This window comes from Streptomyces sp. SCL15-4 (assembly GCF_033366695.1).
Classification (GTDB): domain Bacteria; phylum Actinomycetota; class Actinomycetes; order Streptomycetales; family Streptomycetaceae; genus Streptomyces.
Genome location: NZ_JAOBTQ010000001.1, coordinates 1,277,197 through 1,292,492 on the forward strand (window position 1 = coordinate 1,277,197; position 15,296 = coordinate 1,292,492).

Annotated in this window: 14 protein-coding genes; 6 read left to right on the forward strand and 8 right to left on the reverse strand. The window is 74.3% G+C overall.

All coding sequences use genetic code 11. The features are described from left to right. Positions 1-103 precede the first annotated feature (103 nt). On the forward strand, positions 104-1,528 hold the full coding sequence (locus tag SCK26_RS05255; protein WP_318200078.1) for an amino acid permease: 1,425 nt from the start codon (positions 104-106) through the stop codon (positions 1,526-1,528). Here the strand turns inward: SCK26_RS05255 and SCK26_RS05260 are convergent, their stop codons facing one another. After that, the gene (locus tag SCK26_RS05260) at positions 1,529-2,692 is read right to left on the reverse strand and encodes a CapA family protein (protein ID WP_318200079.1); all 1,164 of its coding nucleotides are present in this window, start codon (positions 2,690-2,692) and stop codon (positions 1,529-1,531) included. Positions 2,693-2,908: 216 nt separating this feature from the next. On the opposite strand from SCK26_RS05260, the gene SCK26_RS05265 reads away from it, so the two are divergent. The 3 genes from SCK26_RS05265 to SCK26_RS05275 all read left to right on the forward strand — a co-directional run bounded on the left by SCK26_RS05265 (position 2,909) and on the right by SCK26_RS05275 (position 4,915). Then, positions 2,909-3,457: a sigma-70 family RNA polymerase sigma factor gene (locus SCK26_RS05265; protein ID WP_318200080.1), complete on the forward strand. Its 549-nt coding sequence runs from the start codon at positions 2,909-2,911 to the stop codon at positions 3,455-3,457. A 143-nt stretch (positions 3,458-3,600) separates the two neighbouring features. After that, positions 3,601-4,107, forward strand: coding sequence for a hypothetical protein (locus SCK26_RS05270; RefSeq protein WP_318200081.1), 507 nt, complete (start codon positions 3,601-3,603; stop codon positions 4,105-4,107). A 151-nt stretch (positions 4,108-4,258) separates the two neighbouring features. Further along, positions 4,259-4,915 carry a zf-HC2 domain-containing protein gene (locus tag SCK26_RS05275; RefSeq protein WP_318200082.1) on the forward strand — a complete coding sequence of 219 codons (657 nt, stop codon included), beginning with the start codon at positions 4,259-4,261 and terminating at the stop codon, positions 4,913-4,915. Between the two features lie 66 nt (positions 4,916-4,981). Here the strand turns inward: SCK26_RS05275 and SCK26_RS05280 are convergent, their stop codons facing one another. The 3 genes from SCK26_RS05280 to SCK26_RS05290 all read right to left on the reverse strand — a co-directional run bounded on the left by SCK26_RS05280 (position 4,982) and on the right by SCK26_RS05290 (position 8,941). Continuing rightward, the gene (locus SCK26_RS05280) at positions 4,982-5,845 is read right to left on the reverse strand and encodes an Fpg/Nei family DNA glycosylase (RefSeq protein ID WP_318200083.1); all 864 of its coding nucleotides are present in this window, start codon (positions 5,843-5,845) and stop codon (positions 4,982-4,984) included. A 55-nt stretch (positions 5,846-5,900) separates the two neighbouring features. Further along, positions 5,901-7,988 (reverse strand): SpoIIE family protein phosphatase, encoded by a 2,088-nt coding sequence (locus SCK26_RS05285; protein ID WP_318200084.1) that lies wholly within the window; start codon positions 7,986-7,988, stop codon positions 5,901-5,903. A 71-nt stretch (positions 7,989-8,059) separates the two neighbouring features. Further along, positions 8,060-8,941 carry a DUF6777 domain-containing protein gene (locus SCK26_RS05290; RefSeq protein ID WP_318200085.1) on the reverse strand — a complete coding sequence of 294 codons (882 nt, stop codon included), beginning with the start codon at positions 8,939-8,941 and terminating at the stop codon, positions 8,060-8,062. 127 nt (positions 8,942-9,068) lie between these two features. Here SCK26_RS05290 and SCK26_RS05295 point away from each other — a divergent pair, with 127 nt between their 5' ends. Beyond that, positions 9,069-10,490, forward strand: a complete 1,422-nt coding sequence (locus SCK26_RS05295; protein ID WP_318200086.1) for a lipase maturation factor family protein — start codon at positions 9,069-9,071, stop codon at positions 10,488-10,490. Here SCK26_RS05295 and SCK26_RS05300 read toward each other — a convergent pair. From SCK26_RS05300 to SCK26_RS05315, 4 genes are read right to left on the reverse strand one after another with little or no spacing between them, the layout of a single operon-like run. Continuing rightward, on the reverse strand, positions 10,478-11,317 hold the full coding sequence (locus SCK26_RS05300) for an amidohydrolase family protein (protein WP_318200087.1): 840 nt from the start codon (positions 11,315-11,317) through the stop codon (positions 10,478-10,480). The two genes, SCK26_RS05295 and SCK26_RS05300, sit on opposite strands and share 13 nt — an antisense overlap. Next, positions 11,314-12,288, reverse strand: a complete 975-nt coding sequence (locus SCK26_RS05305; RefSeq protein WP_318200088.1) for an aldo/keto reductase — start codon at positions 12,286-12,288, stop codon at positions 11,314-11,316. Before SCK26_RS05305 ends, SCK26_RS05300 begins: the two co-directional genes overlap by 4 nt. Beyond that, positions 12,285-13,043 (reverse strand): SDR family oxidoreductase, encoded by a 759-nt coding sequence (locus SCK26_RS05310; RefSeq protein WP_318200089.1) that lies wholly within the window; start codon positions 13,041-13,043, stop codon positions 12,285-12,287. Before SCK26_RS05310 ends, SCK26_RS05305 begins: the two co-directional genes overlap by 4 nt. Next, entirely contained in the window at positions 13,040-14,380 is a 1,341-nt protein-coding gene (locus SCK26_RS05315) for an L-fuconate dehydratase (protein ID WP_318200090.1), read from the reverse strand. The genes SCK26_RS05310 and SCK26_RS05315 overlap by 4 nt, the downstream gene beginning before the upstream one ends. Before the next feature lie 184 nt (positions 14,381-14,564). Here SCK26_RS05315 and SCK26_RS05320 point away from each other — a divergent pair, with 184 nt between their 5' ends. Beyond that, positions 14,565-15,275 (forward strand): FadR/GntR family transcriptional regulator, encoded by a 711-nt coding sequence (locus SCK26_RS05320; protein ID WP_318200091.1) that lies wholly within the window; start codon positions 14,565-14,567, stop codon positions 15,273-15,275. The last annotated feature ends 21 nt before the right edge of the window (positions 15,276-15,296 follow it).

A 15,296-nucleotide genomic window follows, 5' to 3' on the forward strand; every position in this document is an offset into this window, starting at 1 on the left:
AGGTGCCTCGTGCCCGGGCCGTGCGTGGCGTCTTCCCTGGGCGGCGGCGCTGATACATCATGATCCGCCGTCAGGCGTTGCCGTCGGCGAAGAGGTGAGGCGCATGGGCAGGCTCCGCGCGGGTGAGGGGATCCTCCGCCGCAAACCCATCGAGCACATCGAGGAGACCGAGGTCGGCGAGGGCACCCGGCTGGAGAGGTCGCTGGGGCTCTGGCAGCTCACCGCGATCGGGGTGGGCGGCATCATCGGCGCCGGCGTGTTCACGCTGGCCGGCACGGTGGCCAACGGCACCGCCGGTCCCGCGGTGCTGGTGTCGTTCCTGATCGCCGGCGTGGCGAGCGCCTGTGCGGCGCTGTCGTACGCCGAGTTCGCCGGGATGATCCCGAAGGCGGGGTCGGCCTACACCTACGGGTACGCGGTGCTCGGCGAGTTCGCGGGCTGGTTCATCGGCTGGGACCTGCTGCTGGAGTACACGGCGATCGTGTCCGTGGTGGCCATCGGCATCTCCGGCTACTTCGGTTTCCTGGTCGGCGAGATGGGCGCCCATCTGCCGCGGTGGATGCTGGGCGCGCCCGGCACCGGCAGCGGCCACCGGGTCGACCTGTTCGCGGCCGTGCTGTGTCTGCTCATCGCGTGGCTGCTAAACCTGGGCATCCGCAGCGCGGCCCGGTTCGAGACGTTCGTGGTCGCCCTGAAGGTGCTGGTGGTGCTCCTGGTGATCGCGGTGGGCGTGTTCCACATCGACACCGGCAACTACCACCCGTTCTTCCCGTACGGGGTCGGCGGGGCGTTCACGGGCGCGGCGACGGTGTTCTTCGCGGTGTTCGGCTACGACGCGATGTCGACGGCGGCCGAGGAGTCGAAGGACGCCCAGCGGCACATGCCGAAGGCGATCATCTACTCGCTGGTGATCTCGATGGTGCTGTACGTGGCGGCCTGCCTGGTGCTGACGGGCATGCAGAACTACAAGGAGATCGACAAGGAGAGCGGCTTCTCCACGGCGTTCAAGTCGGTGGGGCTCGGCGCGCTGGCGGACGTGATCGCGGTCGGGGCGATCATCGGCATCCTCACGGTGATGTTCACGTTCATGCTGGGCGTGACCCGGGTGTGGTACTCGATGTCCCGGGACGGCCTGCTGCCCACGTGGTTCGCCAAGACACACCCGACGCGGCACGTGCCGACCCGGGTGACCTGGATCGTCGGGGCGGCGTCCGCGCTCATCGCCGGGTTCGTCCCGATCGCCGAGGCGGCCGAGCTGACCAACATCGGCATCCTGCTGGCGTTCGTGGTGGTGTGCGCGGCGGTGATCGTGCTGCGCTACCGGCAGCCGGAGCTGCCGCGCACCTTCCGGACGCCGGGGATGCCGGTCGTGCCCGCGCTGGGAGTGCTCTTCTCCATCTGGCTGATCACGTTCCTGCAGTGGCAGACCTGGCTGCGGTTCGCGGTGTGGTTCGCGATCGGCTGCGTCGTCTACTTCGCCTACTCCTACCGCCGTTCGGCGCTGGCCGGCGGGCGGTCCGGCGACTGATCACTCCGCCATGACCAGGCCGTCCTGGGCGGCCCCGCGGCTGAGGACCACGTCCCTGATCCGGTCGCGGGCGCCCTCCAGCTCGGCGCCCTGCGCGATGGCCCGGCCGAGGTCGAGCACCCGGCCGGCGTCGAGGTCGTAGAGCTGGGGGACGAACTCGGCCTTCACCACCCGCCAGGGCCCGCCCGGCCGGTCCGGCGGGGCGAAGGTGAAGCGGCCGAGGGTGGACTCGTTGCCGCGCGGGTCCGGGGCGCCGCGCCCGTCGTGGGGCGGCACGGCGATCTGGTCGCCCAGTCCGTAGACCACCCAGGTGCCGTTGACCTTCTCGTACGCCTGGGGGACGTGGGCACAGGTGCCGAGGATCAGGTCGATGTCGGGGCGGCCGTCCGTGGCCGAGGCGGTCAGGCGCCCGGCGAGGGTGAGCTGGAACGGGTCGGGTTCGTCCTGCCCCTCGGTGCCCCAGTCCAGGGAGACCACGACCACGTCGGCGCCGCCCCGCCGGGCGGCGCGGGCGTCGGCGGTGATCCGGTCGGCGTCGATCAGGCTGACCGCCCAGGGCCGGCCGGCGGGCGGCGCCTGGCCGGTGGAGGCGGCGTAGGACAGATGGGCGACCCGGGCGCCGCCCGCCCGGTGGATCATGACCGAGCGGGCCTCGGCCTCGCTGCGGGCGGTCCCGGCGTGCCGCAGTCCGGCCCGGTCCAGGGCGTCCAGGGTCCGCCGCACGCCGTCGGCGCCGTCGTCCAGGGCGTGGGCGGAGGCGGTGGAGCAGCCGTCGTAGCCGGTGGCCGCGAGATCCTCGGCGAGCCGCGGCGGGGCGGTGAGCGGAGGGCCGCCGGCGGGGTCGCCGGCCGGGCCGTAGCCGGTGGCGAGGTGACACAGCGCCAGGTCGGCCCGGGAGACGACCGGTTGGACGCCGGAGAGCATGGGACGGAAGTCGTGGCCGTCGCCGCCGGCGTCGTAGGCGGCCCGTTCCACGACGGAGGCGTGCGGCAGGATGCTTCCGGAGGCGACGAGGGTGAACGGGCCGGCCGCGGCGGGCGCCGGAGCGGCCGGAGGCGCCGCGGGTCCCGGCGCGCCGGATTCCTCGTGCTGGTTCCGGCAGGCCGCTCCCGCCGCGAGGACGGCGGTCAGGACCAGCGCCACCTGCTTTCTGCGTCCGATCATCAACTCACCCCAGGGTCGTCGTCCGTGCAGACGGAGCCGTGACGGGCATATGGGTATGAAGCTGATGCGTCGGATAAACAGTCCGGGTGGCGTCATTAGCCCGTCCGGGGTCCCGGTGTACCGCCCGGCCGACCGTTCGCCGACGCGATCGACCGTCCGTCGCACGGCCCGGTCCGCCCCTTGTCCGCCGGGCGCGGCCTGCGCTGGCATACGGCCATGACGGCCGGAACCTCACTCACCCACGGGACGACGACCGCCGAGCACGAGCTGGCCGCGCTCCAGCGCGAGCACGGCGGTCCGCTGTTCGCCCTGCTGCTCAGACTGTGCGACGGAGACCGCCAGCGCGCCGAGGACCTCGTCCAGGAGACGCTGGTGCGGGCCTGGCAGCATCCGGAGGCGCTGCACGCCGACGACTTCGACTCGGTACGGCCCTGGCTGCTGACCGTGGCCCGGCGGCTCGCGATCGACGCCCGGCGCGCGCGGCGGGCCAGGCCGCCCGAGACCGGTGACGCGGTGCCGGAGAACGCGCGGGTGACCGCCGACCACGCCGAGCGGGCCGCGGCGATGCTCGATGTGCGGGAGGCTGTGAAGACACTCACTCCCGCCCACCGTGACGTGCTCGTACTCGTGTATTTCCGCGGGGCCAGTGTGGCGGAAGCGGCCGAGGCCCTGGGGATTCCACCGGGTACCGTGAAGTCCCGCGCGTACTACGCGCTGCGTGCCCTGCGCCGGGTCCTGCCGGGTTACGCGGCCGACCTGCGGTGAAACCGGAAGGCTGGTCAAGTTTGAGCAAAGCGCCTTGCCGTGGCCCGCGTTCGGGCATGGGCTGTCCTCATCCGCGTTCCGGACGGGGGTCCGGGCCCGGCGGTTCGGGCGACGCGCACGCACCGGAGGAAGGGCAGGAAGGGATGCTGCACAGAGGTCACGAGAGCACGGACGGCGCCGACGGCGGTGGACTGGCCGTCCCGATGGCCTGGCTGTACGCCGAGTACATCGCCGACGAGCTGCTGCGCACCGGCGATCTGATGCCGCCGACGTCCTTCGAGTACCGGGCCGGCCGGGACGCGCTGGCGCTGACCGTCTTCCTGTCCGACACCGACGGGGAGCTGTCCGGCATCCGGGTGATCTCCCAGCTGGAGAACTGGCTGGCGCTGACCGCCTACGACCAGCCGTGGCAGGACTGGGTGCGGGCGCGCATGGCCGAGCGGGCGGCCGGCTCCGGCGCCCCCTGCCCGGACCTGGCGCTGGCCGCCGGCGCCTGGCGCTGGCTGGAGGAGACCGAGCTGCTGGCGCCGGACCTGGACGCGGTGCCGGGCGGCGGGCCGGTGTTCGGGGAGGACGACGGGCCGAAGGTGTGGACACCGGCGTGGCGGCTGGGGCTGCCGCTCGGTCACCTGGCGATCCACCTGTTCTGAATCCTTCGCGGCACGCACCGGTCCACGGGCCGGGCGGCTCCGCATGCCTTGGTCACGATTGTGTGCGTGCCTTGAGTGATTCGGTGGTGCGCCGCGTACGGGTGGGGGCACGGAGCAACCCCGCCCGCACCCATCGGCACGAGGATTCGGCATGAGGTCCCTGGAAAGGCATCGCGACGCCGGCGCGTACGCGCTCGGCGTGCTGGACGAGGCGGAGGCCTTCCGCTTCGAGGACCACCTCATGGAGTGTCCCCGGTGCGCGGCACAGGTGACGGAGTTCGGGCCCGCCACCCGGCAGCTGACGCTGTACCGCCGGGCGACTCCGCCGTTCGTGCACCCGCTGGCCCAGCCCGGCCCCCGGCTGCTGGAGCGGCTGCTCGGCGAGCCGGCGCACCGGCACCGGGTGCGCCGCCGGCGCCTGCTGTACGGGCTGGCCGCCACGGTGGCGCTGGCCGTGGCCGGTCCGGGGATCGTGGCGTTCGCCGGGCATCCGGGGCCGCCGGACGCCAAGGTCGCCGCGGCGAGCGACCCGCGCACCGGGGTGTGGGCGCGGGTCACCTCGGCGGACGCGGAGTGGGGCAGCGCGCTGCGTGTCGAGGTCGGGGACGGCGCCGGGCCGCGGACCTGCCGGCTGGTCGCGGTCGGCCGTGACGGCACCGAACAGATCGCCGCCGGCTGGACCGCCCCGGACGCGGCCGGCCGCCCCGCCACCGCGCTCGGCGCGACCGCACTGCATCCGGACGAGATCGACCGGTACGAGATCCGAACGGCCGGCGGACGACTCCTGCTCACGGTCGCGGCGCGCTGAGACCCGCCCCAGGCGGCCCGGACCCCCGGCTCCTCCTACCAGCGCGCGGTCCCTGCCCCGGCGTCCTCACTTCAGCAGGCGGGAGAGCCTGCGGTCGGCCAGCAGTTTGCCGTTCGTCTGGCAGGTCGGGCAGTACTGGAGCGAGGAGTCGCTGAAGGAGACCTCGCGGACGGTGTCGCCGCACACCGGGCAGGGTTCGCCGGTGCGGCCGTGGACGCGCAGACCGCCCTTCTTCTCCGCCTTCAGCCGGCCCGCCGCCACGCCCCGGGCCCGCTCGACCGCCTCGCCGAGCGTGCCGCGCAGCGCCTCGTACAGCCGGTGGGTCTCCTCCGGTGTGAGGGAGGCGGCGAGCTTGAACGGGGACATCCGCGCGGCGTGCAGGATCTCGTCGCTGTAGGCGTTGCCGACGCCCGCGATCAGCGACTGGTCGCGCAGGGCGCCCTTCAGCTGCCGCCGTTCGCCGCCGAGCAGGGCGGCGAGGCGGTCCTCGGTGAAGTCCTCGGCGAGCGGGTCCGGGCCGAGGCGGGCGATGCCGGGCACCTCGGCCGGGTCGCGCACGACGTACACGGCGAGGCGCTTCTGGGTGCCGGCCTCGGTCAGGTCGAAGCCCTCCCCGCTCTCCAGCGCGACGCGCAGCGCCAGCGGGCCCTTGCCGGGCCTCGGCGGGCCGTCCGGCAGCCGGTCCCGCCACTGGAGCCAGCCCGCGCGGGCCAGATGGACGACCAGGTGGAGGCCGCCGTCCGTCTCGATGTCCAGGAACTTGCCGTACCGGCGCACGGCCGTCACCGCGGCGCCCTCGACGGCGCCGGGCGCAGGGTCGTACGTCTTCAAAACGCTGACGGCCACCGGCAGCACCCGCACCACCCGGCGGCCGGTCAGGTGTTCGGTCAGGAAGTCCGTCAGCGCTTCCACCTCGGGCAGTTCGGGCATACGTCCAGGGTGCCAGCCGGTGCCGGGAACGCCAGGCGGCGGCCGGGCGCGGCCCCTACGGCAGCCGGAACTCGCACCACACCGCCTTGCCGGAGCCCCGCGCCGCCACGCCCCAGGCGTCGGCGAGCCGGTCGACCAGGAGCAGGCCGCGGCCGGAGACCCCGTTCTCGTCCGCGTCCCGGCGGCGCGGCAGGGCGCTGGAGCAGTCCTCGACCTCGATGCGCAGCCGGCGCTCGTCACCCTCCAGCACCCGCAGGGTGACGCTCGCCGGGCCCTCGGTGTGCAGCAGGGCATTGGTGATCAGCTCGTCGGCGACCAGCTCGATCTCGTCGGCCTGTGCGCCGGCGCCCCAGGCGCGGACCGCGTCGCGGACCATGTGCCGGGCCCGGGCGAGGGCCTCCGGGTCGCCGGACGCCACGTGCCGGCGGAGCCGGCCGCCGGGCCGGGCCGCCTGCCGGATGCGGCGGCGCAGCAGGAGCAGCGCCACGTCGTCGTCGCCGCCGTGCTCCTCGGCCGCCCGGATCAGCCGGTCGGCGAGGGCCGCCACCTCGGCGGGCCCGTCGCGCACGAGCCGCAGAAGCGCGGACACGCCCTCGTCCAGATCGGTGCCGGGCAGTTCCACCAGTCCGTCGGTGCACAGCAGCAGCGTGGCGCCGGGCTCCAGTTCGACGGTGGCGACGGGGTACTCCAGCCGGCCGAACTCGGCGGACAGGCCGAGCGGCAGCCCGCCTTCGACGGACAGCCGGGCGCAGCGGCCGTCGCGGTGGCGGACCAGCGGGTCGATGTGCCCGGCGCGGACCATCTGGACGACTCCGGTGGCCAGGTCGGCCTCGGCGTACAGGCACGTGGCGAACCGGTCGGTGTCGAGTTCGTGCAGGAAGACGGAGGCGCGGGCCATCACGGTGGCCGGGGTGTGGCCCTCGGCGGCGTAGGCGCGCAGCACGATCCGCAGCTGGCCCATGACGGCGGCGGCGTGCGTGTCGTGGCCCTGGACGTCCCCGATGACCGCGCCGACCCGGCCGCCCCCGGAGGAGGTGGCGCCGGGCAGCGGGATCAGGTCGTACCAGTCGCCGCCGATGTCCCGGCCCAGGGCGGCCGAGCGGTAGCGCACGGCGACGTCGGCGCCGCACACGCTGGGGATGGAGCGGGGCAGCATGGCCTGCTGGAGGCCCTGGGCGAGATCCTTCTCCTGCTCGTAGAGCATGGCCCGCATCAGGCTCTGCGCGATGCTGCCGCCGAGCGCGACCAGGACGGCGCGCTCCTCGGCGGAGAAGCCGCGCCGGTTGTCGTAGAGCAGGCCCATCGCGCCGATCGGGCGGGCCTGCGCGATCAGCGGGAGGTAGGCGGCCGAGGTGATGCGCAGGCCGGTCAGGTGCGGCCACAGCAGGGGGTAGTGCGCGGCGAACTCCTCCGGTGACTCGATGAACCGGGGGCTGAGGGAGCGCACGACCTCGCTCATCGGGTACGGCTCGTCGATCCGGGTGACGGCGGTGCCGGGGACGAAGCTGCCCGCCGGTCCCTCGGCCACCAGCCGGATCCGGCCCGCCTCCACCAGGCCCATCACCAGGCTGGTCGCGCCCAGGTGGCGGACGCCGTGGGTGTCCTTGAGCACGTCGATGACGTCCTGGACGGTGCGGGCGTGCGCGAGGGCGGCGGAGATGACCTGGACGACGCCGGTCTGCTGCCGGAACGCCTCGTCCTGGGCGGACCGGAAGCCGCGCGCCGTGCTGTCGGCGAGTTCCTCCGTGGCGTCGCGGAGGATGCCGACGACCCGGTGCGGGCGGCCGGTGCCGTCGCGGCGGATGCGGCCCCGGGTGTGCGTCCAGCGCATGGTGCCGTCGCGGCGGCGGATGCGGAAGTAGGCGCTGTAGTGCTCGCTGCCGTCCTTGATCGCCCGGGCGACCGTCGCGTCGAGCCGGGCGGCCTCCGGCGGAGGCACCCGGAGGGCGTTCAGGGTGTCCAGGCGCCCGTCGTACTCCTCGGGCGGCAGGTCGAGCACCTCGAAGGCCTGGGCGTCCAGGAGGAACAGACCGGCGTCCAGGTCCCAGTCGAAGCTGCCCATGCCGTTGAGCGCGAGGATCGGGTCCGGATGTGCGGGCCGGTCCTCCGGGAGTGACAGGGCGCTCGCACCCCGATCGGCCATGGGGCCACCTTGCCAGGATCCGGCCGATTCTTCGACTCGCCCGCGGGACCGCGGGCGCGACGGGCCCACGCTCAGGCGGTGGGGACGGCGGGGCGGTCCGGGGCCGCGGGCCCGCCCGGCGGGTTCGCGGGCGTCGGTTCCGCGTCCGCGCGGGTGGTCGGGGACGGGCCGGTCGTGGCCCCGGCGGGCGGCGGGACGACGCGGTCGCGCCGGACGTCGTGGCCGACCCGGCGCTCGGTCCAGGTGCGGTGCCCGGCGTCGACGAGCGTGAGGCTGGCGACGGCCCGGGGCGCCGGACTCACCACGATCACCTTGTTCGGCCGGTAGCCGGGCCAGGGTGTGCCCCGGGCGCTGGCCCCGCCGCGGGTCGGCGCGGGCGGCGCGAGCGGGTTGCCGCAGGCGCAGCGCACCCGGGGCACGCCCCGGTCGTCCACGAGGACGGCGGTGCCGGCCTGGAGGACGGCCTGGTAGTCGTCCGCCCGGTGGTCCCGGTAGGCGTGGTTGGTGACCCGGGTGTCGGAGCCGAGCACGACGGGGGTCAGGCCGCGCAGATAGGCGGGCAGCGCCGCCCGTCCGACCCCGACGACGCCGGCGAAGGCGCCGGCCCTGGACGGGTCCGCCGCGAGATAGCGGATGTGCCGCTCGACGTCGCAGCGGGCGACGCGCGGGGTACCCCGGTACAGGCCGGGCATCGAGCCGGACACGGTGCGGGCCGCGCGCAGGGGCGCCGCCAGCTGGCCGGCGGAGATCCTGGCGCCGATCCGGGGGGACTCGGCGACGGGACCGGTGGCCGCGGAGTCGGTGAAGGGCCCGGGGCCGCGGTCCCCGACGGCCTGGAGGAAGACGAGGTCGCCCACCCGGGTCTGCTTGACGCCGGTGCCCGCGCAGCCGGCGGCGAGCAGCGCGGCCCAGAGCACGCAGGCCGTGACCAGGGTTCGGGTGGGGATCCGCACCGCACACTCCACATCACTATGGGTGATTACGTCCTATTGTTGGCATCGCACGGGTTTGGCTGGCAACTCGGGGAACGCCGCGCCGGCAGCGGCGACGGCGGAGCCGTACGGAAGGGCGCGCACAGCCGTGGACTGGTTCACCGCACCCGACTACTGGCTGAGCCGGCTGGTCCTCCAGCGGGCCCTGGCCGCCGTGTACCTGGTCGCGTTCCTGTCGGCGGTCCTGCAGTTCCGGGCCCTGCTGGGCGAGCGCGGCATGCTGCCGGTCCCCCGCTTCACCGCCCGGGTGCCCTGCCGGCGCGCCCCGAGCCTGTTCCAGCTGCACTACTCCGACCGTTTCTTCGCCGGCTGCGCCTGGGCGGGCTGTGCGGTGTCGGCGGCGCTGCTGGCCGGGGCCGACTCGTGGCTGCCGCTGTGGGCGGGGATCGTGCTGTGGCTGGTGCCGTGGGCGTTGTATCTGTCGATCGTGAACGTGGGCCAGACGTGGTACGCGTTCGGCTGGGAGTCGCTGCTGCTGGAGACCGGCTTCCTGGCCGCGTTCCTCGGCAACGGCGAGGTGGCGCCGCCGGTCGTCGTGCTGTTCCTGCTGCGCTGGGTGCTGTTCCGGGTGGAGTTCGGCGCCGGGCTGATCAAGCTGCGCGGCGACGCCTGCTGGCGGAAGCTGACCTGTCTGGACTACCACCACGAGACCCAGCCGATGCCGGGCCCGCTGAGCTGGTTCTTCCACCATCTGCCGAGGCCGCTGCACCGGGTGGAGGTGGCCGCCAACCACGTCACCCAGCTGGTGGTGCCGTTCCTGCTGTTCACCCCGCAGCCCGTCGCGTCGGCCGCCGCCGCCCTGATGATCGTCACCCAGCTGTGGCTGGTGCTCTCCGGGAACTTCTCCTGGCTGAACTGGATCACCATCGTGCTGGCCCTGTCCGCGCTGCGGCTGCCGGCGGCGGCGCCGTCGGTGCCGGCGGCGCCGCCGTGGTACGAGGTGCTGGTGCTCGCGGTCGGCGCGCTGCTGCTCTTCCTGAGCCACCGCCCCGTGCTGAACATGATCTCCCGCCGCCAGGTGATGAACCGGTCCTTCGACCCGCTGCACCTGGTGAACACCTACGGCGCGTTCGGCAGCGTCAGCCGGTTCCGCTACGAGGTGGTGGTCGAGGGCACGCTGGACGATGCCCCGCGCGCGGACTCGGACTGGCGGGAGTACGCCTTCAAGGGCAAGCCCGGCGATCCGAGGCGCTGGCCGCGCCAGTTCGCCCCGTACCATCTGCGCCTGGACTGGCTGATGTGGTTCGCCGCGCTGTCGCCGGGTTACGCGGGAGAGTGGTTCGGCGCTCTGGTGGAACGCCTGCTGGAGAACGACCGGGACACCTTGAGGCTGCTGCGCCGCTGCCCGTTCCCGCCGGACACCCCGCCCCGCTATGTGCGGGCCCGGCTGTTCCGCTACCGGTACACCAGCCGGCGGGAGCTGCGGGAGACGGGGGCGTGCTGGGAGCGGACGTACGTGCGGGAGTATCTGCCGCCGACGCGGCTGGCGGAGCCGGCTCAGAGGGCGTAGACACGCGCCGCGGTGACCTCGAACAGTGCCGTGCGCTCGGCCTCGGCGAGGCGGGCGGTCAGCTCGCGCGCGGTGTGCAGCACCTCGGCGTAGGAGGCGGCCCGGGTGCACACCGGCCAGTCGGAGCCGTACATCAGCCGGCCGGGACCGAAGGCGTCCAGGGCGATGTCCGTGTAGGGGCGCAGGGCGTCGGCCGTCCGGGCGCCGGGGGCGGCCTCGGTGACCAGTCCGGAGAGCTTGGCGACGGTGTTGGGCAGGGCGGCGAGGGCGCGCAGGCGGGTCGCCCAGGGCTCGCGCGCGCCCGTGGCGACCGGGGGTTTGCCGAGGTGGTCCAGGACGAAGGTGAGCCCGGGCAGCAGGGCGGCGGCCCGCGCGCACGCGGGGAGCTGGTGGGGCAGCACCACGAGGTCGTGGACCAGTCCGGCGTCGGCCACGGCGGCCAGGCCGCGCAGCACGTCGGGCCGCAGCAGCCACTCGGGGTCGGGCTCGGACTGGACCTGGTGCCGGATGCCCTTCAGCAGGGCGCCGCCGGGCAGGGCGCGCAGCCGGGCCAGCTCGTCGGCGATGTCGGGACGGGTGAGGTCCGTCCAGCCGACGACCCCGGCGACCAGGTCGTGCCCGGCGGCGAGCGCGAGCAGTTCGGGGGTCTCCTCGGGGACGGTGACGGTCTGGACGAGGACGGTGGCACCGATCCCGGCGGCCCGGGCCTCGGGTTCCAGGTCGGCGAGGAGGAAGTCGCGTCGCAACGGGGCGAGTCCGGGGCCGTGGAGCCAGTCCTGGTCGCGGACGGTCAGGTCCCAGACGTGGTGGTGGGCGTCCACGGTCACGGCGACTCCTCCCGTGCCCGGGGCAGCAGGCCGCTGTCGCGCAGCTCCTGCCAGAAGGCGTCCGGCACCGGTGTGGCGAACTGATCGGCGCAGTCGTGGACTTCGGCCGCCGAGCGGGCTCCGGCCAGGACGCTCGCCACGGCCGGGTGCCCGGCCGAGAAGGCGAGCGCGGCGGCGCGCAGGGTGGTGCCGTGCCGTTCGGCCGCCGCCTTCAGCCGCAGGGCGCGGTCCAGGAGCGCGCGGGGTGCGCGGGTGTAGTCGTACGTCGCGCCGGGCGCCGGGGCCGCCAGCAGGCCGGAGTTGAAGGGGCCGCCGACGACCACCGACACTCCTCGTCGCAGCGCCTCGGGCAGCAGTTCGCCGGCCGCTTGCTGGTCGAGCAGGGTGTACCGGCCGGCGCACAGCACCACGTCCACGTCGGTGTCGCGGACGAATCGGGTGAGCATCGCGGTCTGGTTCATGCCGGCGCCGATCGCGCCCACCACCCCTTCCGCGCGCATCCGTTCCAGGGCCGGGTAGCCCTCGCGGAAGGCCTGTTCGGCGTGGTCGTCGGGGTCGTGGAGGTAGACGACGTCGACCCGGTCGAGGCCGAGGCGGTCCAGGCTCGCCTCCAGGGTGCGGCGGATTCCGTCGGCGCCGAAGTCCCACACGCGGCGGTGGGCGGCGGGGACGGCGTAGCCGTGGGCGAGGTCGTCGCCGGTGCCGTCGGCCGGCTCCAGGCGGCGGCCTGCCTTGGTGGAGAGCGTGTAGCTCGCGCGGTCGTGCGCGCGCAGGGCCGCGCCCAGGCGGCGTTCCGACAGGCCGAGGCCGTAGTGCGGGGCGGTGTCGAAGTAGCGGATGCCGCGGTCCCAGGCGGCCTCGACCGCCGCGTGCGCCTGCTCCTCGCTCACCGGTGTGTACAGGTTGCCGAGGGCGGCGGCGCCGAGGCCGAGCGGGCTGACCTGGACGCCGCTGCGGCCGAGCGCGGTCACCGGTGCGCCGCCGGCCGGAGCCTGAGGCCCTGCATGCCGCCGTCGACGGCGAGCGCGGTGCCGGTGGTGGCGCCGGCCGAGGGGCTCGCCAAGTAGGCGATGGCGGCCGCGACTTCGGCGGCGGAGACGAGCCGCCCGGTGGGCTGGCGGGCCTCCAGGGCGGCGCGTTCGGCGGCCGGGTCGGGGGCCGTGTCCAACAGCCGGCCGATCCACGGGGTGTCCGCCGTACCGGGGTTGACGCAGTTGACGCGGATGCCCTCGCGGACGTGGTCGGCGGCCATGGCGAGGGTCAGGGAGTACACGGCGCCCTTGGTGGCGCTGTACAGGGCGCGCTGAGGCAGGCCCGCGGTGGCCGCGATGGAACAGGTGTTGACGATCGCGGCATGGGCGGAGCGGCGCAGGTGCGGCAGGCAGGCGCGGGCGGTGCGGACCATGCCGAGGACGTTCACGTCGAAGACGTGCCGCCACTCGGCGTCGGCGTTGTCCTCGACGGTGCCCTGGGCGCCGATGCCCGCGTTGTTGACCAGGATGTCGAGGCCGCCGAGCGCGTCGGCGGCCTCCGTCACGGCCCGGCGCACCGAGGCGTCGTCGGTGACGTCGGCGCGCAGCGCGAGCATCGGTTCCGGCACCGGGGACGGGTCCAGGTCGAGTACGGCGACCCGGGCGCCGCGCTCGGCGAGGAGGCCGGCGGTGGCCCGGCCGATGCCGGAGGCGCCGCCGGTGACGAGGGCCCTGAGGCCGGTGAAGTCGCTCATGTGGACTGCTCCTTGTGGCCGCCTGGGTCGGCGGACCAGTAGGTGCCGCCGGGGAAGGTGTAGCGCGCGACGGCTTCCGGGCGCAGGGCCGCGGAGAAGCCGGGTGCGGTGGGTGCCGTGTAGTGGCCCGCGCGGATCGTCACCGGGTCCAGGAAGTGCTCGTGCAGATGGTCGACGTACTCGATGACCCGGTCCTCGGTGCTGCCGGAGACGGACACGTAGTCGAACATCGCCAGGTGCTGGACGAGTTCGCACAGGCCGACGCCGCCGGCGTGCGGGCAGACGGGGACGCCGAACTTGGCGGCGAGCAGCAGGATGGCGAGGTTCTCGTTGACGCCGCCGACGCGGGCGGCGTCGATCTGCACGATGTCGAGGGCGCCGGCCTGGAGGAGTTGTTTGAAGACGATCCTGTTCTGCGCGTGTTCGCCGGTGGCGACCTTGACCGGTGCCACGGCCCGGCGGATCGCCGCGTGGCCGAGGATGTCGTCGGGGCTGGTCGGCTCCTCGATCCAGTACGGGTCGAATCCGGCGAGCGCCCTGGTCCAGGAGATCGCCTCGTCCACGTTCCAGCGCTGGTTGGCGTCGACGGCCAGGCGGATGTCCGGTCCGACGGCCGCGCGGGCCACCCGGCAGCGGCGCACGTCGTCCGCGAGGTCCGCGCCGACCTTCAGTTTGATCTGCCGGAAGCCGTCGGCGACGGCCCGGGCGGCGAGCCGGGCCAGCTTGTCGTCGTCGTAGCCGAGCCAGCCGGGCGAGGTGGTGTAGGCGGGGTAGCCGCGCTCCAGCAGGCGGGCCGTACGCTCGCCGGCGCCGTCCCGGCCGCGGCGCAGCAGCGTCAGCGCCTCCTCGGGCGTCAGCGCGTCCGTCAGGTAGCGGAAGTCGATCTGGCGCACCAGCCACTCGGGTTCGGCCTCGGCGAGCAGCCGCCACAGGGGCCGGCCGGCGCGCTTGGCGGCGAGGTCCCAGACGGCGTTGACGACGGCGCCGATCGCCATGTGCAGCACGCCCTTCTCGGGGCCGAGCCAGCGCAGTTGGCTGTCGCCGGTCAGGTCCCGGTACAGCGTGCCCGGATCGGCGCACAGCTCCTCGACGGACCGGCCGACCACATGGTGGCGCAGCGCGTGGAGGGCGGCGACCTGCACCTCGTTGCCGCGTCCGATGGTGAACGCGAAGCCGTGCCCCTCGCATCCGTCCTCGGCGTCGGTGCGCAGCACGAGGTAGGCGGCCGAGTAGTCGGGGTCGGGGTTCATCGCGTCGGAGCCGTCGAGTTCGCGCGAGGTGGGGAACCGGATGTCGTAGGTGTCGACGGCGGTGATGCGGGCGGGCGTCGGGGACACGGGGGGCCTTTCGGTCCGGGCGGTGATCGTGCGCGGCCAGCCGAGCGAGGAACAACGTCGCATACTTATCAGACCACTGAGCCCGCATGACACCCTCCTGCACGGACATCTCCTCCGTATGCCCGGATTGGTCGGACCACAGCCCTGGTTAGACTGCGACGCACCCGGTGACTGGAGGAGTGGCGTGGACGACGCGGCCCCGCGCAAGGGCACGGTGACCCAGCGCGCCGTCGAGGAGATCAAGGCGATGATCGCCGAGGGCCGGCTGGAACCGGGCCAGCGGCTGCCCACCGAACGGGACCTCGCCGTGCGACTGGGCATCTCGCGCAGTTCGACGCGGGAGGCGATCCGCGCGCTGACGGTCATGGGGGTGCTGGACGCGCGGCACGGCTCGGGGATCTACGTCGGCGCGCTGGAGGCCGGCGACCTGCTGGAGACCTTCGGCGTGGTCGCGGACCTGTCCCGGGGGCCGCGCCTGGTGGAACTGCTGGAGGTGCGCCGGGTCCTGGAGTCCACGGCGACCGCGCTGGCCGCCGCGCGCATCACCGAGGACCAACTGGCGGCCCTGGCAGCCCACTTGGCGGCGATGAACGCCACCGACGACCCCGAGGAGATCCTCGCCCACGACCTCGCCTTCCACCGCGAGATCGCGTCGGCCGCGGGCAACGCGACGATGGCCGCCATCCTGGACGGCCTGTCCTCCCGCACCTTCCGCGCCCGCCTCCGGCGCGGCTACCAAGAGGAAGGCGCCCTCGCGCGCACCCGGCGCGAACACGCCGCCATCCACCGCGCCCTCACCGCCCGCGACCCGGAGGCGGCCCGCGCGGCGGCAGCGGCCCACGTGAGCGAGGTGGAGGAGTGGCTGCGGGGACGGATCGGGGGCGGTGAGCGGTGAGACCACGTCCCGGCCGGGACC